16 protein-coding genes, 2 pseudogenes and 1 riboswitch are annotated in these 18,953 nt (G+C 69.9%); of the genes and pseudogenes, 13 read left to right on the forward strand and 5 right to left on the reverse strand.

Annotation, left to right across the window (positions count from 1 at the left end):
* Window positions 1–366 precede the first annotated feature (366 nt).
* The 4 genes and pseudogenes from AB0C75_RS10255 to AB0C75_RS10270 all read left to right on the forward strand — a co-directional run.
* Window positions 367–1,467 (forward strand): annotated as a pseudogene (locus AB0C75_RS10255) (pectate lyase); the annotation flags it as partial.
* Between the two features lie 190 nt (window positions 1,468–1,657).
* Window positions 1,658–1,788, forward strand: a pseudogene (locus AB0C75_RS10260) (aldehyde dehydrogenase family protein); the annotation flags it as partial.
* Window positions 1,789–1,866: 78 nt separating this feature from the next.
* Window positions 1,867–2,667, forward strand: coding sequence for an aldehyde dehydrogenase family protein (locus tag AB0C75_RS10265; RefSeq protein WP_362888957.1), 801 nt, complete (start codon window positions 1,867–1,869; stop codon window positions 2,665–2,667).
* A 45-nt stretch (window positions 2,668–2,712) separates the two neighbouring features.
* The gene (locus AB0C75_RS10270) at window positions 2,713–4,041 is read left to right on the forward strand and encodes an enolase C-terminal domain-like protein (RefSeq protein ID WP_362888959.1); all 1,329 of its coding nucleotides are present in this window, start codon (window positions 2,713–2,715) and stop codon (window positions 4,039–4,041) included.
* Window positions 4,042–4,048: 7 nt separating this feature from the next.
* On the opposite strand, the gene AB0C75_RS10275 is transcribed toward AB0C75_RS10270, so the two are convergent.
* Both AB0C75_RS10275 and leuA read right to left on the reverse strand, forming a co-directional pair.
* Window positions 4,049–4,849 (reverse strand): ATP-binding cassette domain-containing protein, encoded by an 801-nt coding sequence (locus tag AB0C75_RS10275; RefSeq protein ID WP_362888961.1) that lies wholly within the window; start codon window positions 4,847–4,849, stop codon window positions 4,049–4,051.
* Window positions 4,849–6,666: a 2-isopropylmalate synthase gene (gene leuA, locus AB0C75_RS10280; protein WP_362888963.1), complete on the reverse strand. Its 1,818-nt coding sequence runs from the start codon at window positions 6,664–6,666 to the stop codon at window positions 4,849–4,851. The genes AB0C75_RS10275 and leuA overlap by 1 nt, the downstream gene beginning before the upstream one ends.
* A 188-nt stretch (window positions 6,667–6,854) precedes the next feature.
* Between leuA and AB0C75_RS10285 the strand changes: the two genes are divergently transcribed.
* From AB0C75_RS10285 to AB0C75_RS10295, 3 genes are all read left to right on the forward strand, one after another.
* Window positions 6,855–7,544: an FCD domain-containing protein gene (locus AB0C75_RS10285; protein ID WP_362888965.1), complete on the forward strand. Its 690-nt coding sequence runs from the start codon at window positions 6,855–6,857 to the stop codon at window positions 7,542–7,544.
* A 589-nt stretch (window positions 7,545–8,133) separates the two neighbouring features.
* Window positions 8,134–10,407, forward strand: a complete 2,274-nt coding sequence (locus tag AB0C75_RS10290; RefSeq protein ID WP_362888966.1) for a heavy metal translocating P-type ATPase — start codon at window positions 8,134–8,136, stop codon at window positions 10,405–10,407.
* A 32-nt stretch (window positions 10,408–10,439) separates the two neighbouring features.
* Window positions 10,440–10,892 carry an NAD(P)H-dependent oxidoreductase gene (locus AB0C75_RS10295; RefSeq protein ID WP_362888968.1) on the forward strand — a complete coding sequence of 151 codons (453 nt, stop codon included), beginning with the start codon at window positions 10,440–10,442 and terminating at the stop codon, window positions 10,890–10,892.
* 43 nt (window positions 10,893–10,935) lie between these two features.
* On the opposite strand, the gene AB0C75_RS10300 is transcribed toward AB0C75_RS10295, so the two are convergent.
* Window positions 10,936–11,331: a helix-turn-helix transcriptional regulator gene (locus AB0C75_RS10300; protein ID WP_362888970.1), complete on the reverse strand. Its 396-nt coding sequence runs from the start codon at window positions 11,329–11,331 to the stop codon at window positions 10,936–10,938.
* Between the two features lie 341 nt (window positions 11,332–11,672).
* On the opposite strand from AB0C75_RS10300, the gene AB0C75_RS10305 reads away from it, so the two are divergent.
* The 3 genes from AB0C75_RS10305 to AB0C75_RS10315 all read left to right on the forward strand — a co-directional run bounded on the left by AB0C75_RS10305 (window position 11,673) and on the right by AB0C75_RS10315 (window position 13,859).
* A complete protein-coding gene (locus AB0C75_RS10305; RefSeq protein ID WP_362888972.1) occupies window positions 11,673–12,320 on the forward strand; it encodes a TetR family transcriptional regulator in 648 nt (215 codons plus the stop codon).
* Between the two features lie 56 nt (window positions 12,321–12,376).
* Window positions 12,377–13,606 carry a cytochrome P450 gene (locus tag AB0C75_RS10310; protein ID WP_362888974.1) on the forward strand — a complete coding sequence of 410 codons (1,230 nt, stop codon included), beginning with the start codon at window positions 12,377–12,379 and terminating at the stop codon, window positions 13,604–13,606.
* A gap of 61 nt (window positions 13,607–13,667) precedes the next feature.
* A complete protein-coding gene (locus tag AB0C75_RS10315; protein ID WP_362888978.1) occupies window positions 13,668–13,859 on the forward strand; it encodes a ferredoxin in 192 nt (63 codons plus the stop codon).
* Between the two features lie 149 nt (window positions 13,860–14,008).
* Here AB0C75_RS10315 and AB0C75_RS10320 read toward each other — a convergent pair whose 3' ends face one another.
* Window positions 14,009–14,239 (reverse strand): hypothetical protein, encoded by a 231-nt coding sequence (locus tag AB0C75_RS10320; RefSeq protein ID WP_362888980.1) that lies wholly within the window; start codon window positions 14,237–14,239, stop codon window positions 14,009–14,011.
* A gap of 356 nt (window positions 14,240–14,595) precedes the next feature.
* Window positions 14,596–14,781: riboswitch (cyclic di-AMP (ydaO/yuaA leader) on the forward strand.
* 4 nt (window positions 14,782–14,785) lie between these two features.
* Here AB0C75_RS10320 and AB0C75_RS10325 point away from each other — a divergent pair.
* Complete coding sequence (locus AB0C75_RS10325; RefSeq protein ID WP_362888982.1) at window positions 14,786–15,643, forward strand: LysM peptidoglycan-binding domain-containing protein; 858 nt, start codon at window positions 14,786–14,788, stop codon at window positions 15,641–15,643.
* 227 nt (window positions 15,644–15,870) lie between these two features.
* Window positions 15,871–16,575 (forward strand): hypothetical protein, encoded by a 705-nt coding sequence (locus AB0C75_RS10330; protein WP_362888984.1) that lies wholly within the window; start codon window positions 15,871–15,873, stop codon window positions 16,573–16,575.
* A 68-nt stretch (window positions 16,576–16,643) separates the two neighbouring features.
* On the opposite strand, the gene AB0C75_RS10335 is transcribed toward AB0C75_RS10330, so the two are convergent.
* Window positions 16,644–17,537 (reverse strand): sugar isomerase, encoded by an 894-nt coding sequence (locus tag AB0C75_RS10335; protein ID WP_362888986.1) that lies wholly within the window; start codon window positions 17,535–17,537, stop codon window positions 16,644–16,646.
* A 406-nt stretch (window positions 17,538–17,943) separates the two neighbouring features.
* Between AB0C75_RS10335 and AB0C75_RS10340 the strand changes: the two genes are divergently transcribed.
* A complete protein-coding gene (locus AB0C75_RS10340) occupies window positions 17,944–18,924 on the forward strand; it encodes an MBL fold metallo-hydrolase (protein WP_362888988.1) in 981 nt (326 codons plus the stop codon).
* Window positions 18,925–18,953: the final 29 nt, after the last annotated feature.

Below are 18,953 nucleotides of genomic sequence, written 5' to 3' on the forward strand. Positions count from 1 at the left end.
CACACCTTTTTTCGGAACGGGGTCCTTCGGCCCACGTCCACCCCAACTGCCTGCGGATATAGGGCGGTTGGGATGGGGGCCTGGTCGGTCCCGAACGGATCCAGTAAATGTCATGAACCTTGTCAACTTGCCGGTGGGCGCTCTAGGGTCACCGGCAGAAAGCGCTTTCCCCTCCTGGGTCCCGTCCGGTGGAGGCGTGTGTGGCGACGGCTGTCGCGACGCATGCGCACGAGCCGCCACCGGTCCGGCGCAGGCACCCGCACAACTGGCCGACGAGGGCTGCCCGGTGACGACCGGCAGTCTCCGGAGGTCCGCCGTTGCGACCGCGGCGACACCCAGCACGTGAAGACGAATGGGGACACGAACATGAGACGACCAGTCGCACTGCGACTCAACGCCGCGCTGGCCACTCTGGCCCTGGCGGCCGCGACCGGTGTGGTGCTGTCGATGCCCGAGGCGTCGGCCGCGACCGGCAGTGCCACCGGCTTCGCGACTCAGAACGGCGGAACCACCGGCGGGGCCGGAGGAGAGACGGTGAGGGCCACCACAGGCACCGAGATCCACGAGGCCCTGTGCGGTCGCGCCGACAGCAGTACCCCGATCACCATCGAGGTCGAGGGCACCATCAACCACGGCAACACCTCGAAGGTGTCGGGCGACAGCTGCAACACCGCGGACAGTGTGATCGAGCTCAAGCAGATCAGCAACGTCACACTCGTCGGCGTCGGCAGTGGCGCTGTCTTCGATCAACTGGGCATCCACGTCCGCGAGTCCAGCAACATCATCATCCAGAACGTGACCGTCAAGAACGTCAAGAAGTCCGGCTCGCCCACGTCCAACGGCGGCGACGCCATCGGCATGGAGAAGGACGTCCGCAACATCTGGGTCGACCACACCACCCTGGAGGCGTCGGGCGGTGAGTCGGAGGGGTTCGACGGGCTCTTCGACATGAAGAACAACACCCAGTACGTCACGCTGTCGTACAGCACCCTGCGCAACTCGGGCCGTGGTGGCCTCATCGGATCCAGCGAGTCCGACGTCTCGAACGGCTACGTCACCTTCCATCACAACCTGTACGAGAACATCGACTCGCGCGCACCCCTGCTGCGCGGTGGCATCGCGCACATCTACAACAACCACTACGTCAACCTCACCAAGTCCGGTATCAACTCCCGGGCCGGCGCGAGTGCCAAGGTGGACAACAACTACTTCGAGGACTCGAAGGACGTCCTGGGCACGTTCTACACCGACGAGGCCGGATACTGGCAGGTCAGCGGCAACACCTTCGACAACGTGACCTGGTCAACGCCCGGCAGCGACAACAACCCCGCCGGACCTGACCCGGAGTCCAACACCACCGTCAGCATCCCTTACTCCTACAGCCTCGACGACGCGAGCTGCGTACCGAGCATCGTGGAGGAGACGGCCGGCGCCGACAAGGGCCTGAAGGTGTCGGACGGCAGCTGCTAGGACCTCTCGTCCGCATCATGCCGGGCTCACGATCGCCCGGGAGCGGGGGCCGTCGCATCCGACGGCCCCCGCTCTCCGTGCACCCCGGGGTGGGGCAGGTCGGCCCGTCCCGGCCCCGGAGCCGGCAGGTCGCCCGCCCCGGCCCTGGAGGGGACGGTCCCCCGCGACGGGTGAGGTCGTCGTGACCGTGGGCGCGGCCACGGCCGAGGACGTCGACACCTCGGTCGCCGCGGCGAGGACGGCGCAGCGCTCCTGGGCGAAGCTCGGCTACGCCGAGCGGGCCCAGGTCTTCATCGACGCGTCCGCCCTGCTCACCAGGGATCCGGACCGCATCGTGCGGTGGCTCGTCCCGGAAGCCGGTTCCGGACAGGGCAAGGCGCGGTCGCGGGTAACGCTGTGGTCCTCAAGCCCGATCCGCGTACCCCGGTGTCAGGCGGGCTCGCCCGTGCCGAGCTGCTGGCCGAGGCCGGACTGCCCGCCGGGCTGCTGCATGTCCTGCCGGGCGGAGCCGACGTCGGCGAGGCCCTGGTCGCACATCCGGACGTGCCCTGCATCTCGTTCACCGGTTCCACCCCGGCGGGCCGCGCCATCGGTACGGCCGCCGCCCCTCTGCTGAAGAAGGTCCATCTGGAGCTGGGCGGCAACAACGCCCTCCTGGTCCTGCCGCGCACGGTCGAGCAGGGTGCCGAACTCGCCGCAGGCGGCACCTATGACGGCCTGTTCTACCGGCCCACCGTCCTGACCGGCGTCCCCCTGGATTCCCCGGCGTTCGCCGAGGAGGTGTTCGGCCCGGTCGCTCCTGTCGTCGCGTACGAGACCGTCGACGAGGCGATCGACCTCATCAACGCCTCCGAGTACGGACTGTCCGTGTCGATCCTCACGGGCGACGCCTTCGCCGCGTGGGAGCTCGCCGACCGGATCGACTCGGGTGCGGTGCACATCAACGACCAGACCGTGGACGACGAGGCGGTCGCCCCCTTCGGTGGCACCAAGGCATCCGGGACAGGGGCCGCTTCGGGGGCAGGGCGAGTGCGGACACCTTCTCCGAGATGCAGTGGATCACCGCGCAGGCCGACATCGAGCGCTATCCGTTCTGAGCCGCCCCGGCGTGGCCGCCACCGCCCGTACCGTTCACGGCCCGGCCACGTACTGGCCGGGCCGGCACGCCCATTGACCGCATCGCGTTCACACGTCTAATCTCCGTTCTCATACATGTACATCATCTGCGTATGGAGATGAGACTTGAGTCAGCCCGCCATCACCCATTTCGCCGTCTATCCCGTCGCGGGCCGCGACTGCATGGAACTGAACCTCTCGGGCGCCCACGGCCCCTTCTTCACCCGCAACATCGTCGTCCTCAAGGACTCCGAAGGCCGTACGGGACTGGGGGAGGTGCCCGGAGGCGAGGCGATCACCCGGACACTGCGGGATGCCGAGCCGCTGGTCGTCGGTGCGAAGGTGGGCGACCACAAGCGTGTGCTGCGCGAGATCGGGAGCCGGTTCTCGGACCGCGACTCGGGCGGGCGCGGTGCCCAGACCTTCGACCTGCGGACCACCGTGCACGCGGTCACCGCCGTCGAGTCGGCGCTGCTCGACCTGCTGGGCCAGCACCTCGACGTACCGGTCGCGGCGCTGCTCGGCGACGGGCAGCAGCGGGACTCCGTGCGGGTGCTGGGCTATCTCTTCTACGTCGGCGATCCCGGCCGTACCGACCTGGAGTACGTCCGCGAACCGGGCGCCGACGTCGAGTGGCACCGCATCCGGCACGAGGAGGCACTCACTCCCGGGGCGATCGTCCGCCAGGCCGAGGCCGCCCACGACCTCTACGGCTTCCAGGACTTCAAGCTCAAGGGCGGGGTCCTGCCCGGTGCCGAGGAGGTCCGGGCCGTGCGCGCGCTGAAGGAACGCTTTCCCGAGGCCCGGATCACCCTCGACCCGAACGGCGCGTGGTCCCTGCACGAGGCGGTCGAGCTGTGCGCCCCGCTGGTGGACACCCTCGCGTACGCCGAGGACCCCTGCGGGGCCGAGGACGGCTACTCGGGGCGCGAGATCCTCGCCGAGTTCCGCCGCGCCACGGGCCTGCCGACCGCGACCAACATGATCGCCACCGACTGGCGCCAGCTGACCCACGCACTGGCCCTCCAGTCGGTGTCCATACCGCTGGCCGACCCGCACTTCTGGACCATGCAGGGGTCCGTGCGCGTGGCGCAGCTGTGCGATGCGATGGGTCTGACCTGGGGCTGCCACTCCAACAACCACTTCGACATCTCACTGGCGATGATCACGCACTGTGGTGCCGCGGCTCCGGGCGCGTACAACGCCCTGGACACGCACTGGATCTGGCAGGAGGGCCTGGAGCGGCTCACCGTCGACCCGCCGCGCATCGCCGACGGTGAGATCGTCGTGCCCGACGCCCCCGGCCTGGGCGTCGAGCTCGACATGGACCGCCTCCTCGCGGCCCATGAGCTCTACCGGAAGCAGGCCCTGGGGGCGCGGGACGACGCCGAGGCCATGCGGTACCTCGTACCGGGCTGGACGTTCGACGCCAAGCGGCCCTGCCTGGTGCGGTAGGGCTCCCTCAGCGGGGCCGGCGGCTCGTCCGTACGCTCCACCGGCCATCGAAGCGGCTGAGGTGGACCGGGTGGTCGAAGCACTTGCTGATCTGATCGCTGGTCAGCACCTCGTCGACGGGGCCCGCTGCCAGGCACCGGCCGTCACGCAGCAGCATCACATGCGTCGTACCCGGAGGGAGCTCCTCCAGATGGTGCGTGACCAGGACCGAGGCGAGCTCCGGTGAGCTCTGCTGAAGCGTATCTATCCGCTCGATCAGCTGCTCACGTCCTGCGACGTCCAGCCCTGTCGCCGGTTCGTCCAGGAGCAGCAGCTGTGGCCGCGGCATGAGTGCCCGCGCGATCAGGGCGCGCCCCCGCTCACCCTGTGACAGGGTCGGCCAACGTGCCTCGCGACGCCCGGCGAGGCCGAGCAGACCGGTGAGAGTGTCGGCCAGCTCCACCTGCTCCGGCGTGGGCCTCCAACGCGGCAGGGGCTCGATGCTGTTGGTCAGGCCCGTCAGGACGACGTCTCGGACCTTCAGCGGCGAGCGCAGCGCATGGCGCGGGTCGACATGGCCGACGTACGTACGCAGCTGACGCAGATCGACCCGGCCCAGCTCGTGTCCCAGGACCTCCACCGTGCCGCGGGTGGGGTGCGCGAGCGCTCCGAGGAGGCTGAGCAGCGTGCTCTTGCCGGCGCCGTTCGAGCCGAGCAGCGCCCAGTGCTCGCCGGCCCGTACGGTCAGGGACACCTCGCTCAGGATGTGGCTTCCGTCGCGCACGAGGTCGACGTCGCGGACGCGGAGTACCGGGGGTGTGTCGGTCATCATCGGGATTGTGCTCCTGCACGGTTGACTGCGGCCATGACGGCGTGGACGGAGGCGGCCAGGACCGAGGTGTCCCAGCCGGATCCCCAGCGGGTGACCCCGTCCGTACGGCACTGTGCGTAGGCGACGGCGGGGCTGCCGGGGCCGGTGGTGGTGGAGTGTTCGGCGTAGCCCAGGACGTCGACCGTGACACCCGCCGAACGCAATGCGTCCGTGAGGGCGGACAGCGGGCCGTTTCCGGTGCCGCGGCAGGAGCGGACGTGCCCGGCGGTGCGCAGTTCGCAGGTGAACGCGTGCTCGCCGGGGCCGGTTTCCGAAGTGCTCCAGGACTCCAGCGTCAGGGTGCCGTCGTGGGCGGGGGCGAGGTAGGTGGCGCGGAAGAGGTCCCACAGCTCCTTGTGGGACAGCTCGCGCCCGGTGCTGTCCGTGACGTGCTGCACCGTGCGCGAGAAGTCCGGGCGCATCGCCTGCGGCAGGTCAAGGCCGTGGTGGGTGCGGAGCAGATGGGCGATGCCTCCCTTGCCGGACTGGGAGTTGATGCGGATGACCTCCTCGTACGTACGGCCGATGTCGCCCGGGTCGATCGGCAGGTACGGCACCTCCCAGGGGGCTTCCCCGGCGCTCGTCCCGGACTCGGCGGCCCGCCGCGCGTGGTGGGCCATGCCCTTGGCGATGGCGTCCTGGTGGGTGCCCGAGAAGGCGGTGTGGACGAGCTCGCCCCCGTAGGGGTGCCGGGGGTGGACCGGCAGCCGGTTGCAGTGCTCCACGACGTCGCGGACCGTGTCGATGTCGGAGAAGTCGATCATCGGATCGATGCCCTGCGCGTACAGGTTGAGGGCCAGCGTCACGAGGTCGACGTTACCCGTGCGCTCGCCGTTGCCGAACAGGCAGCCCTCCACCCGCTGGGCGCCCGCCAGTACGGCGAGCTCGGCGCAGGCGACGCCGGTGCCCCGGTCGTTGTGGGGGTGTACGGAGAGGATCACGGAATCGCGGCGCGCCAGATGGCGGTGCATGTACTCGATCTGGTCGGCGTACACGGTAGGGGTGGCGATCTCCACGGTGGCCGGCAGGTTGTGGATCACCGGGCGGTCCGGACCCGCCTCCCACAGCTCGGTGAGACCGTCGCAGATCTCCAGGACGAAGTCCGGTTCGGTGAGGTTGAAGACCTCGGGTGAGAACTCGAACCGGATGTCCGCACCCGGTCGTTCCTCCGCCCGCCGCAACAGATGCGTCGCCGCCTCATGGATCATCGCGTGCACCTGGGCGCGGGAGCGCCCCAGGACGACGTCCCGCCACACGGGTGCGGTGGCGGTGTAGAGGTGCACGAGGGTGCGGGGGAGGCCTGCCACGGAGTCGATGGTCCGGTCGATCAGGTCCTGACGGGCCGGGGTGAACACCGAGATCGTCACGTCGTCGGGCACCGCACCACTCTCGGCGAGGTGGCGGACGAAGTCGAAGTCGGTCCGGCTGGCGGACGGGTAACCGACCTCGATCTCCTTGAAGCCCATGGTGACCAGCAGATCGAACAGGCGGCGCTTGCGCTCGGTGTCCATGGGCTCGGCCAGTGCCTGATTGCCGTCCCGGAGGTCGACCGGCACCCACAGGGGGGCTCGTTCGAGCCGGCGTGAGGGCCAGGTGCGGCCCGTCAGGGGCAGTGCCACCCGGTCGTGGGCGGAGCGGTAGCGGTGGTACGGCATCGCGCTCGGGCGCTGGGGGTTCCACGGCGGTGCGTCCGCCGGGAGGACGCCGGACGGCGTGCGCAGGGTGGGAAACGCCGGGGGCCCGGAGGAGGCGGGGGCGCCTGGGGAGGAAGTCATCGCGGAGAACGCTTTCGGTCGGCCGTGGAGCGACCGGCGCAGCCCGACACCCGCTGCGGGGGGCCGGTCGGTCGTGTCAGGCCCCGCAGCGGCGGACGAGGAGAAGGAGCTCGTGCAGCGGCATGCCGGGTACAGTAGCTTCAACAAACTCCTCAGACAACCTGAGGTGTGATCGGGAAGTGACTCATATGCCGCTGGGACCCCTGAGACCATCGCCCCTGGTCGAGCAGGCCACCGAGTATCTGCGCGAGCAGATCACCGGAGGCGCCTGGCCCGTGGGGACGAAACTCCCCGGCGAGACGACGCTCGCCGCGGACCTCGGAGTCGGGCGTTCCACGGTCCGTGAGGCGCTGCGCGCACTCGCCGGGGCGGGGCTGGTGCAGGCGCGACAGGGGGCGGGTGTCTTCGTCATCGCGGCCGAGCCCGAGGAGGACTGGGCCACGCGGTTGCGCCGTGCGGCCGTCACCGACGTCTACGAGGTCCGGATCAGCATCGAGGTCGAAGCCGCGCGACTGGCCGCGCGGCGGCGGACGGAGGGTGACCTCGTCGGCCTCGCCAGGGCTCTGGCCGGACGCCGTGCCGCCGCGAACGCGGGCGACGCGGAGTTCGTCGACGCGGACATCGCCCTGCACGCCGCCGTGGTGGCAGCCGCACACAACCCGGTGCTCTCCGCGCTGTTCACCGAATTCGTCCCCACGCTGCGCAAGGGGCTGATCGACATGCTCGAACTACTCGGCCTGCGCTCCGGGGATCCGAACCACGGTGACGAGGGCCATGCCGCGCTGGTGGACGCCGTCGTACGGGGGGACGGTGAGGCGGCCGGTCGTGTGCTGCGCGAGGAACTGGAGCAGACGCTGGCCCGCCTCACCTCGCTGTAGCCGGGGACACGACGGTCGGGGACACGACGGTCGGGGACACGACGGTCGGGGACGCGACGGCGGGACGCGACGGCCGGGGATCCGACGGCCGGGGGCCGGTCGCCGCTCACGGCACGCGGAGCACCCCGGTCGAGCTGCCCGCAGCGGGCGACCACCGCATCTTCGCCGGCTTCAGGCCCGCCGCCACCGGCGCCCCTGACCTTCCCCTGGGCGCGGACCTGCCCGTGTCCGGTCCGTACGAGGCGGCGGAGCTCCCGAAACCCGCCCCGACGGCCACGGTCGACGGATACGCGATCTCCCTGCGGCAGCCCGGGTGGGATGCGGATGACGGTAGGTGACGAGGTCCCATGAGGCGATTCGGTGTGCGACGGGGCGCTCTCCGCGTGGCCGGGGTGAAGGCGGGGATCTTCGTGGCGGGATTCATGGTGCTCCCGACGTTTCTCGAATCAATACCCCGCAGGGGTATCTGTGACCACATGCTGCCGAGACTTGCCACTCATACGGGAGGGGGGTATACCTGGGCATAGGAAGAGATACCCTTGAGGGGTATACGGATATGCGAGGTCCTATACGGACGAGGAGCGGGGAAATGACTCCAGCCACTCCCGGTGCCACCCGGGTCGAGCTCGCGATCGGCGGCATGACCTGCGCGTCGTGCGCGGCGCGGGTAGAGAAGAAGCTCAACCGTATGGACGGCGTGGAGGCCACGGTCAACTACGCGACGGAGAAGGCCAGGGTCGACTTCGCCGAGGACGTCTCCGTCGACGAACTGATCGCCACGGTCGAGGCCACGGGCTACACCGCGCAGCCGCCGGCGCCACCCCGGCCCGAGCCCGGTACCACCGGCGCATCCACCCGTGACCGCAGCGAGGACGAGCGTGCCGACGACGAGCTGCGGCCCTTGCGCCAGCGGCTCGTCACCGCTGTCCTGCTCGCCGCGCCGGTCATCGCGATGGCGATGATCCCGGCCCTCCAGTTCGAGTACTGGCAGTGGCTCTCCCTCACGCTGGCCGCCCCCGTCGTCACCTACGCGGCCTGGCCCTTCCACCGCGCCGCCTGGACCAATGTCCGGCACGGCGCGGCCACCATGGACACCCTGATCTCGGTCGGCACGTCGGCCGCGTTCCTGTGGTCGCTGTGGGCGCTCTTCTTCGGAACGGCGGGGATGCCGGGCATGACGCATCCCTTCGAATTCACGATCTCCCGCAGTGACGGGGCGGGGAACATCTATCTGGAGGCCGCAGCCGGTGTCACGGCCTTCATCCTGGCCGGCCGGTATTTCGAGGCCCGCTCGAAGCGGAAGGCGGGCGCGGCCCTCAGGGCGCTCATGGAGCTGGGCGCCAAGCAAGTCACCGTGCTGCGTGACGGCCGCGAGATCACTCTGCCTACGGCCGATCTGAGCGTGGGGGACCGCTTCCTGGTCCGCCCCGGCGAGAAGATCGCCACGGACGGGACAGTGGTCGAGGGCTCCTCCGCGGTCGACGTCTCGATGCTCACCGGCGAATCGGTGCCCGTCGAGGTCTCCGTCGGAGACTCCGTCACCGGGGCGACCCTCAACGCGGGCGGCCGCCTGGTCGTCGAGGCCACCCGGGTCGGCGCCGACACCCAGCTGGCCCGGATGGCCACGCTCGTCGAGGAGGCCCAGAACGGCAAGGCCGCCGCACAGCGCCTGGCCGACAGGATCTCCGCGGTGTTCGTACCGGTCGTCATCGGGCTCGCGCTCGCGACACTCGGCTTCTGGCTCGGTTCGGGCGCCGGACTCACCGCGGCCTTCACCGCGGCAGTCGCCGTACTGATCATCGCCTGCCCCTGTGCCCTGGGCCTGGCCACGCCCACCGCGCTGATGGTCGGCACCGGGCGGGGTGCCCAGCTCGGCATCCTGATCAAGGGGCCGGAGGTCCTGGAGACCACCCGCCGGGTCGACACGATCCTCCTCGACAAGACCGGTACCGTCACCACAGGCCGTATGGCGCTGCTGAAGGTCCACGCCGCAGGGTCCACGGACGAGGCCGAGGTGCTGCGCCTCGCGGGCGCACTGGAGCACTCCTCCGAACATCCGATCGCCCGGGCCGTAGCCGAAGGCGCCGCCGTGAAGGTCGGCGCGCTGCCCGCCCCCGAGGACTTCGCCAACGTCCCGGGGCTCGGTGTCCAGGGCGTCGTCGAGGGCCACGCGGTCCTCGCCGGCCGCGAGAAGCTGCTGGCCGAGTGGTCCATCGAACTTCCCGAAGAGCTCAGGTACGCCAAGGAGTCGGCGGAGAAGGAGGGGCGGACCGTGATCGCGGTGGCCTGGGACGGCGAGGCGCGCGCGGTCCTGGAGGTCGCCGACGCGGTCAAGGAGACCAGTGCGGAAGCGGTCCGGCGGCTGCGCGCCCTCGGTCTGACCCCCGTCCTGCTGACCGGCGACAACAAGGCGGTCGCCACATCGGTCGCGTCCGAGGTCGGTATCGAAGAGGTCATCGCCGAGGTCATGCCGCAGGACAAGGCCGAGGTCGTACGGAAGCTCCAGGCGGAAGGGCGCAGCGTCGCCATGGTCGGCGACGGGGTCAACGACGCCGCGGCGCTCGCCCAGGCCGACCTGGGCCTGTCCATGGGGACGGGCACGGATGCCGCCATCGAGGCCGGCGACCTGACGCTCGTACGCGGGGACCTTCGGGTGGCCGCCGACGCGATCCGCCTCTCCCGCAGGACGCTGGGCACGATCCGCTCGAATCTGTTCTGGGCCTTCGCCTACAACGTGGCGGCCATCCCGCTCGCCGCGGCCGGTCTGCTCAGCCCCATGATCGCCGGAGCGGCCATGGCCTTCTCCTCGGTCTTCGTCGTCGGCAACAGCCTCCGCCTGCGGGGCTTCCGCGCCGCCGGCTGAGGCGGGGACGGCGAGCGGGTAGGTTCGAAGGCGTGGCCACTTTGCTGATCGTCCATCACACCCCCTCGCCCAACTGCCAGGCGCTGTTCGAAGCGGTGGTCTCCGGTGCGACGACGGAGGGCATCGAAGGTGTCCGGGTCGTGCGGCGGGCGGCACTCTCCGCCACGGCGTCCGATGTGCTGGCGGCCGACGGCTATCTGCTCGGCACGCCGGCGAACCTCGGGTACATGTCCGGCGCTCTGAAGCACTTCTTCGACCAGGTCTACTATCCGTGCCTGGACGAGACGTCGGGCCGTCCCTTCGGTTACTACGTGCACGGCGGCAGCGACGTCACCGGCGCCGTACGGGGCATCGAGACGATCACGACGGGCCTGGGATGGCGCCGCGCGGCCGACGCGGTGACCGTCACCGGGGAGCCGGGCAAGGCCGACACCGAGGCGTGCTGGGAACTGGGGGCCGCCGTCGCCGCCGGGCTGATGGACTGACGGGTGAGTGTGGCCTGTCGGCGAGCCGCGGGCGGGCGCCGCGTCAGGTGCGGTCGATGTGGACGCTGGTCGACTTCACGCGGGCCGTGGCCTGCGTGCCGACCTCGAGTCCCAGCTCCTCCACGGCTTCCCGGGTCAGCAGCGAGACGAGTCGGTGCGGGCCGGCCTGGATCTCGACCTGGGCGGCCACATCACCCAGCTTCACCGCGGTGACGATGCCAGGGAAAGCGTTGCGCGCCGAGGTGTAGGGGGTCGGTTCCTCGCCCGGTCCTGCCTGGGCGAGCTCGGTGGAGAACGCGGCCAGATCGCGGCCGTCGATGAGGCGGCGTCCGCTCTCGTCGCGATGGGTCCTGACCCGCCCGGCATCGGCCCAGCGGCGGGCGGTGTCCGGGCTCACGCCGAGAAGGCGCGCCGCCTGCCCGATGGTGTAGGTCTGCATGTGCCGCATGATAGTCATTTCTGGCTCGCAGTTGCAAGCTTTATTGCCCTTTCAGCTCGCAGATGCTGGGTGCTGGTCGACTCTTCTGGATACCTCGGGTGAGGCTGTCTGCCCCGGTGCCTTTGCGCCAATTCCAGGCAGGCGCCGGAGTGGTACCGCCCGGCTCCCGGGGGCCTCAGGCCATGCGGGGCGGCTGGGAGCGGAGGCGAATCTTCCGCCGCAGGCCACCCTGCGGTCGCCCTGCACCCATCTCGGCCATCTTTAAAGCAGTCGCTTGACCGACTCAGCGGTGCTGGATTCTCCTGGACGCTCCAGGACGCGCTCTACCGGGGAGAAGCCGGATGGAACCGATGGTGCGGACCGAACAGGCCGGCGGGACCAGGGAACTGATCCTGAACGCGGCGGAGCGGCTGTTCGCCGAGCGAGGCGTCTACGCGGTGTCCAACCGCCGGGTCAGCGAGGCCGCACAGCAGGGCAACAACGCGGCGGTCGGCTATCACTTCGGTACGAAGGCCGACCTGGTGCGCGCCATCGCCCGTAAGCACAGCCGGCAGATCGAGGAGGCCCGCGCCCGTCTGCTGGCCGGAGTCGAAGACCCCACGGACATAGGGGAGTGGGTGGGCTGCCTGGTGCGGCCCACCACCGAACATCTGGCCGGACTCGGCAGCCCTACCTGGTTCGCACGGTTCTGCGCCCAAGCCATGACCGATCCGGCGCTGCGGGACATCATGGCCGAGGAGTCGCTCGCCTGTCCGCCCACGCTGCAGGTGCTCGAAGGGCTGAACCGGTGCCTCCCCGACCTGCCGGCCGACGTTCACGTCGAGCGGGCCGTCATGTCGCGCAACCTGATCATCCACACCTGTGCGGAGCGTGAACGCGCACTCGCCGACAACTCCTCGACGCCTCGCGCGAACTGGCATGACACCGCCACCGGTCTGATAGACGCCGTCGTCGGGCTCTGGACGGCACCCGTCACGGCCTGCCGCTGACGGCCCCTCCCTGTCCGCCTGGTTCGTCCCCCACCGCACGACGAAGTGAGGAACCGATGACCACCACCAGTACCGCACGCACGGACGGGGCGCCCGTGCCCTCTGCTGTGGAATTCCCGATGGACAGGGCGGCGGGCTGTCCCTTCGACCCGCCGCCCGGCCTGAAGGCCGAGCAGGAACAGGGGCCGCTCAGGAAGGTCCGCCTGTGGGACGGGAGCACGCCCTGGCTGGTGACCCGTTACGCGGATCAGCGCACCCTCCTCTCCGACCCGAGGGTCAGCGCCGACATCACCCGGCCCGGTTATCCCAGTCAGGCGCCGGTGAGAGGGGCGAGCTTCAGCTTCATCCTCATGGATGACCCTGAACACGCGCGTCAGCGGCGGATGGTGACAGCTCCTTTCACGATCAAGCGGGTCGAGGCGATGCGCCCCGCCGTTCAGAAGATCGTGGACGGGCTGATCGACACCATGCTGGCCGGGCCCCCGAGGGCCGACCTCGTCCAGGCGTTCGCCCTACCGGTCCCTTCACTCGTCATCTGCGAACTGCTCGGAGTGCCCTACTCCGACCACGACTTCTTCCAGCAGAACAGCGGCACTCTCATCCGCCGCACAGCGGACCCCGAGGTGCGGGCCGCGGCCCACGACAATCTGATCGGCTATCTGGACGAGCTGATGGGGCACAAGATCGCCCGGCCCGCGGACGACCTCCTGTCGGGGCTCGGTACCCGGGTCGGGGCCGGAGAGCTGTCCCGCCGGGAAGCGGCGGAGATGGGCGTACTCCTGCTGCTCGCCGGTCACGAGACCACGGCGAACATGATCGCTCTGGGTACCCTCGCCCTGCTCGAACACCCCGATCAGCTCGCCCTGCTGCGCGAGACCGAGGACCCCAAGGTGGTCGCCGGCGCCGTCGAGGAGCTGTTGCGCTATCTCAACATCACCCACACGGGGCGCCGCCGCGTGGCTCTGGAGGACATCGAGATCGCCGGCGAGGTTATCCGGGCAGGTGAGGGGATCGTTGTGCCGAACGACATCGGCAACCGTGACCCCGAGGTCTTCGCCGATCCTGACCGGCTGGACGTCAGGCGCGACGCACGGCGTCATGTGGCCTTCGGCTTCGGCGTCCATCAGTGCGTCGGCCAGCCGCTGGCCCGTCTGGAGCTCCAGGTCGTCTACAGCACCCTCTACCGCCGTATCCCCACCCTGCGGCTGGACGCCCGCATCGAGGACCTGCCCTTCAAGCACGACGGGTCGGTCTACGGCGTCCACGAACTGCCCGTGGCCTGGTGACCTCTCACCGCCGCACCCCCCGCCCCCGCCACGCAGCGACACCGACGACGAAGGAGTGCTCATGAAAGTGACCCTGGACCAGGACAAGTGCGTGGCGTCCGGGCAGTGCGTGGTCGCCGCCGATGACGTGTTCGACCAGGACGACGACGGGATAGCCGTCCTGCTGAACCCCGCACCGTCCTCGGCCCGGGCCGAGGACGTCCAGCAGGCCGCGGCCGTCTGTCCGGCGTTGGCCATCCGGATCGAGGGCTGACACCGGGCGGACAACCGAGGCGGTCCGGCGCGTTCTCGCGCCGGACCGCTTTTCGTCGTGGCCGCTTCGTCCGGTGGCTGTACTTCGTGGTGGCCGGCTTCTCGTGCCGGCCGACGGCCCGCAAGCCCCAGGCCCGCCGCCGCCTCCTCTCAGTGCGGCTTCCAGCTGAGCTTGCCCCCACCCACCCATCGGACGGTCGCAGGGTCGTCGAGGTCATGGACCGTGATGCCGGCCGCGGCGGCTGCGATGAGCACGTCCGTCATGGCCGTGGCGCTTCCGATCACCTCGCCGTCGATCTCCACGACCCGGAAGGGCGGGTCCCCGGGCTGGACGGGCAGAACGGTGATCCGAGGGGCCGAGGGGCGAGGGTTTTGCGTCATGGGCGGATCGGTTCCACGCGAACGCTCTCGGTATGCCCGAAGGCGTCATTCATGAGTCGTATGCCCGTTTTGAGTTAGTTTTAGAAATTGATCCCGTAATCCATAAAAGGCCATTTCGTGTGACCTGGGGCCTTCGCTCGGGAGCAAATCGCCCGAATCGGACTCCGTGACCAGCGTCACCTCATGCGCTCCGGACGCAGCAGCTCGGCGGTCGGTTCCCTTCTGCGCCAAGAGGAATGGGTGGCGCCGTGTGGGGTGGATTACATGAATTCCCGAGAATTGATCTTGCGGATGAATTGTGATCACCGCGCCAGGCTTGTTCCTTTCCCTATTTCTCGCCTACGGTCGCCATCACTCCGGGCGGAACGCCGAATCCTGCCGCCGTCCGGTTACCCGACTACTTCTCGTACGGCAGGAGCGGGGGACCCAAGTAAGCGCCGATCCGGTTACCGGAGCGGCTCGGGGTGAAGTCGCATTCGTATGCGGCCGGGCATCTCCAGCTCGAACCCGACAGCTCACTTCGTAGGCGACGGAGAGGAATTCAGCATGCCCGAAATCGCTAAGCACCGTCGTTCCAGGGCCAGTTCGCTCACCCGCGGCATCATCGCCGTGAGCACGGGCGGAGCCGCCCTGGCCCTCCCTGTGATCGGTGCGACCGGCGCCTTCGCAGCCCCGGCCCAGCCGGCCGCCGTGGAAAAGGCGGCGACGTCGACTGCCGCGACCGGCAAGGGAATTGCCGCGCAGAAGTCCGAGTCCGGTACGTATTCCGTGATCTTGGGTGACACTCTTGCAAAGATCGCCCGCGAGCATTCCGTGAGCGGTGGCTGGAAGGCCCTGTACGAGGACAACCAGAAGGCTGTCGGCGGAAACCCCGACCTGATTCACCCCGGTCTGAAGCTGACCATTGGTGCCAAGGCCGAGAGCAAGTCCGCCGACAAGGCGGACAAGGCCCCCAAGGCCGAATCCAAGGCCTCTGCTTCGTCGGACCGTGCCGAGCAGAGCGCTGACCGCGCCGACCGCTCGGAGCGTACGAGCACCAACCTCGCCGCGGAGGGCACGCCCGCCGCCGAGCCGGTCTCGTACACCGACGACCTCGACGGCTGGATCCAGGAGTCGCTCGCCGTCATGGCCGAGCACGGCATCCCCGGTAGCTACGAGGGCATCCACCGCAACATCATCCGCGAGTCGGCGGGCGACCCCCAGGCCATCAACAACTGGGACTCGAACGCCGCCGCGGGCATCCCGTCCAAGGGCCTGCTGCAGGTCATCGACCCGACCTTCCAGGCGTACCACGTGGACGGTACGTCGACGGACAGCTACGACCCGGTCGCCAACATCACTGCCGCGTGCAACTACGCCGCGGACAAGTACGGCTCCATCGACAACGTCTTCGGGGCCTACTGAGTCCTGCCCGAGGCGGGACCGCTGGCGCACGGGTGTGTGACAGAGGGACAGAAGTGACGGGTGGTGCGGGTTCGGCGGAACCCGCACCACCCGTCGTCCGTTTTCCGGTGCCTGCCGGGTCCGGATGCACCGTACGGCGGTGTCACGGCCGGGCCCCGACCCGCCGACAGGCCGGTCGGGGCCCGGTTGACTGGTCTCGTACAGGTTCGTCGTCCATACTGCCCGCCGTGGAGCAGCGCATAGATTCGAACACCAAGCCAGAGTTCGCCGCGGGCACAGATCCGGCGTACATCCCCGGCCTGACGGCCCCTGCCCCCGCGCGGACGGAGGCGGAACCGGAAGCGGAGGAGGAGACGTCCCAGCGGCCCGAGGAGACGACAGGGGAGGCTGAGGAGGCCGGGGAGGTCACGGTCTCGGAGGCGCTCGCCACGGAGGCGGCTGACGGGGTCGTGGACGGTTCCAGGCCGGACGGCGACAACAGCGGGGACGGCGACACGAGCCAGCACGGCGACACGAGCCAGGACGGCGACGCGAGCCAGGACGGCGACGCGGCCACGGAGAGTTCCGGTACCTCGGACGACGCGGCCGCCTCCGAAGTCACCCCCGAGGCCGAGGCCGAGGCGGCGAGCGGAAGTGGCGATGGCGAGGACGGCCCCGTCTTCGAGGTCAGCGACCGGCGCGGGTCCATCAGAGTGGACGCCGAAGGTGTCCGCTTCCGGCTCGACGACCAGGAGGCGGAGTTCGACTGGGTCGAGATCGGCGCGGTCGAGGTCAGGACCGGCCGCTTCGGACGCCGGTTCACCGTGACGGTCCACCTGTCGAACCGCCGCTGGTTCAACGCCGAGGTCGAGGCCGGGGCCCGGAGCGACCTCAAGGTGTGGACGGCCGAGCTCGACGCGGCGCTGGACGCCCACTTCGAAGAGGAGGCCTGACCTCCACGCTCACCCCGCCGCGCACCGGACCGCTCGTCGGCCCGGTGCGCGGCGTGCCATGACGGCCTTCAGGCTCCGTCGGCCGCGTCCAGCACCACCGACCGGGTCAGATGGCGCGGCAGGTCGGGGTCGAGGCCACGGGCCGCCGCGCGGGCGATCGCCAGCCGCTGCACCCGGACCAGGTCGGCCAGCGGGTCCAGTCCGCTCTCCACCCAGCGGGCCCCGGTCGCAAGCACCTGTTCCCGCAGCCCCTCCGGAGCGGTGCCGAACATCCAGGTCGCCGTCCCGGCCGTGGCGATGCTGATGGGCCCGTGCCGGTACTCCATCGCCGGATACGACTCGGTCCAGGACAGGGACGCCTCCTTCATCTTCAGCGCCGCCTCGTTGGCGAGCCCGACCGTCCAGCCGCGCCCCAGGAAGCTGAACTGGCCGCACTCCAGAAGCCCTTCGGGCAGCGGCTCGGCCAGAGCGGTCTCCGCGTCCCGTACGACGTCCTCGGTGTGCAGCCCCAGATGGGCGCGGAACAGGGTCAGCGCGGTGGTCGCGAACCTCGTCTGGACCACGGACCGCTCGTCGGCGAAGTCGAGGACGACCACATCGTCCGCGGCGGCCATCACCGGGGTCTTCGGGTCGGCGGTCACCGCGACGGTCCGGGTGGTGCCACGCAGCCGCGTCAGCAGACCGAGCACCTCCGTCGTCGTACCCGAGCGCGTCAGCGCGACGACCCGGTCGTACGCGCGCCCCGTGGGGAACTCCGAGGCGGCGTACGCGTCCGACTCGCCCTGCCCGGATTCCTCGCGGAGCGAGGCGTACGCCTGGGCCATGTAATACGACGTCCCGCAGCCGACGACGGCGATGCGCTCACCGGGGGCGGGCAGAGCCGCCTTCCGGTCGGCAGCGACCTCCGCGGCGCGGCGCCAGCACTCGGGCTGGCCGGCTGTCTCGGTCTCGACATGCGACATGTCCGCACTCCGCTTCCGCTGCTACGCGCATCTGGTGGGGCGGGGCTGGGTGAAACCGACGCCCGCTTGTTCAATTCTGCATGTTAGCCGGGCCTATCGAGCAAAAACAAGCAAAGTGTTTACACGGCCGACACGCAAGCGTCGTCGATTTTCAGCCATGCTCGGTGGGTAGCCGACCCGATCCGGTTCTGCCGCGCCTGTGTGGGTATCCGCGGCGTGGCCCGTTTCTGACGGTTGATATCCTGTACATCAGGTGGAAAATCCCCCGTGGGCCCGATGTGCGGCAACCTCGGACGGTCACCGACCGGTGAGGGGCGGCCCGAGCCAGGGGTGATTTTGCGTCACCGGGCCCGCATATTGGCCGAGTTCGAACGCGCGGCCGGATCGTGGTCGGCATAATCGCCCCATGTCGATCACGGGTGGGGACATCGCCGACCTCGGCAGGGGCCTGTATGCCTGGCTGCCGCCGAAGCGGGGCTGGGGCCTGGCCAACTGCGGCCTTCTCGTGTCACCGCGCGGCGCGCTGTGGATCGACACCCCCTACGACACGCTGCTGGCCGGGCAGTTCCTGGTGGAGAGCCAGAAGCGGCTGCCCGACGGGGTGAGTATCGACCGTGTGGTCGTCACCCACGCCAACGGTGACCACTTCTGGGGTGCCGGAGTGCTCCCCGACGCGGAGATCATCGCGACCCGCGAGGCGCTGGAGCACATCCACTACGACCCCACCCCGCAGCAACAGCACGCGCTGGTGGCCGGAAGTGATCCCTCCACCCCTCTCGGTGCGTACCTCGGCCGTCACTTCGGTGGCTTCGACTGGTCGGGCACCGAGGCCGTGCGGCCGACGACCTACTTCACCGGGGAGCTCGAACTGACCCTGGGGGAGTACGCGGTCCAGCTGTCGTCCCTGCCGCCCGCGCACACGGCGGGTGACCTGATCGTGTATCTGCCCACGCAGCGCACCGTGTTCAGCGGAGACGTCATCTTCTCCTCGTCCCCGCGACAGCCCGGGGACCACCCCGTGCACTGGGCGGGACCCCTGAGCAATGTGATCGACGCCTGCGAGCGCGTCCTTGCCACCGGCGCCGAGATGATCGTGCCGGGCCACGGACCGGTGCTCGACCCCGCCGGGGTGCGGGAGCACATGGCCTACCTCGCATACGTACGGGAGCGCGCCCACGCCTTCCACGCGGCAGGGGTGCCCTCGGCCGAGGCGGCCCGCCGGGTGATCGCCGAGGGCCGCTACCAGGCGCTCGGCCTGCCCGAACGGCTCGTGGTGACCATCGGGAGCGAGTACCGCCGCCTGGACGGCGGCTCGGAACTCCCCGGCGTTCTCCAGGTGATGGCCGACGTGGCCGAGGTCGCCCATGAGGTCGGGGAGCCGGCGTGAGGGCCCTCAGGCACGACAGCCGGACACCC

It is taken from the genome of Streptomyces sp. NPDC048565, from assembly GCF_040650935.1.
GTDB lineage: Bacteria > Actinomycetota > Actinomycetes > Streptomycetales > Streptomycetaceae > Streptomyces.

Excerpts from the sequence above, each read along its gene's own strand:
- AB0C75_RS10275 (WP_362888961.1), bottom strand. The coding sequence starts at position 4,849 with ATGACCGACACACCCCCGGTACTCCGCGTCCGCGACGTCGACCTCGTG.
- leuA (WP_362888963.1), bottom strand. The coding sequence starts at position 6,666 with ATGACTTCCTCCCCAGGCGCCCCCGCCTCCTCCGGGCCCCCGGCGTTT.
- AB0C75_RS10285 (WP_362888965.1), top strand. The coding sequence starts at position 6,855 with ATGCCGCTGGGACCCCTGAGACCATCGCCCCTGGTCGAGCAGGCCACC.
- AB0C75_RS10290 (WP_362888966.1), top strand. The coding sequence starts at position 8,134 with ATGACTCCAGCCACTCCCGGTGCCACCCGGGTCGAGCTCGCGATCGGC.
- AB0C75_RS10300 (WP_362888970.1), bottom strand. The coding sequence starts at position 11,331 with ATGCAGACCTACACCATCGGGCAGGCGGCGCGCCTTCTCGGCGTGAGC.
- AB0C75_RS10305 (WP_362888972.1), top strand. The coding sequence starts at position 11,673 with ATGGAACCGATGGTGCGGACCGAACAGGCCGGCGGGACCAGGGAACTG.
- AB0C75_RS10310 (WP_362888974.1), top strand. The coding sequence starts at position 12,377 with ATGACCACCACCAGTACCGCACGCACGGACGGGGCGCCCGTGCCCTCT.
- AB0C75_RS10315 (WP_362888978.1), top strand. The coding sequence starts at position 13,668 with ATGAAAGTGACCCTGGACCAGGACAAGTGCGTGGCGTCCGGGCAGTGC.
- AB0C75_RS10320 (WP_362888980.1), bottom strand. The coding sequence starts at position 14,239 with ATGACGCAAAACCCTCGCCCCTCGGCCCCTCGGATCACCGTTCTGCCC.
- AB0C75_RS10325 (WP_362888982.1), top strand. The coding sequence starts at position 14,786 with ATGCCCGAAATCGCTAAGCACCGTCGTTCCAGGGCCAGTTCGCTCACC.
- AB0C75_RS10335 (WP_362888986.1), bottom strand. The coding sequence starts at position 17,537 with ATGTCGCATGTCGAGACCGAGACAGCCGGCCAGCCCGAGTGCTGGCGC.
- AB0C75_RS10340 (WP_362888988.1), top strand. The coding sequence starts at position 17,944 with ATGTCGATCACGGGTGGGGACATCGCCGACCTCGGCAGGGGCCTGTAT.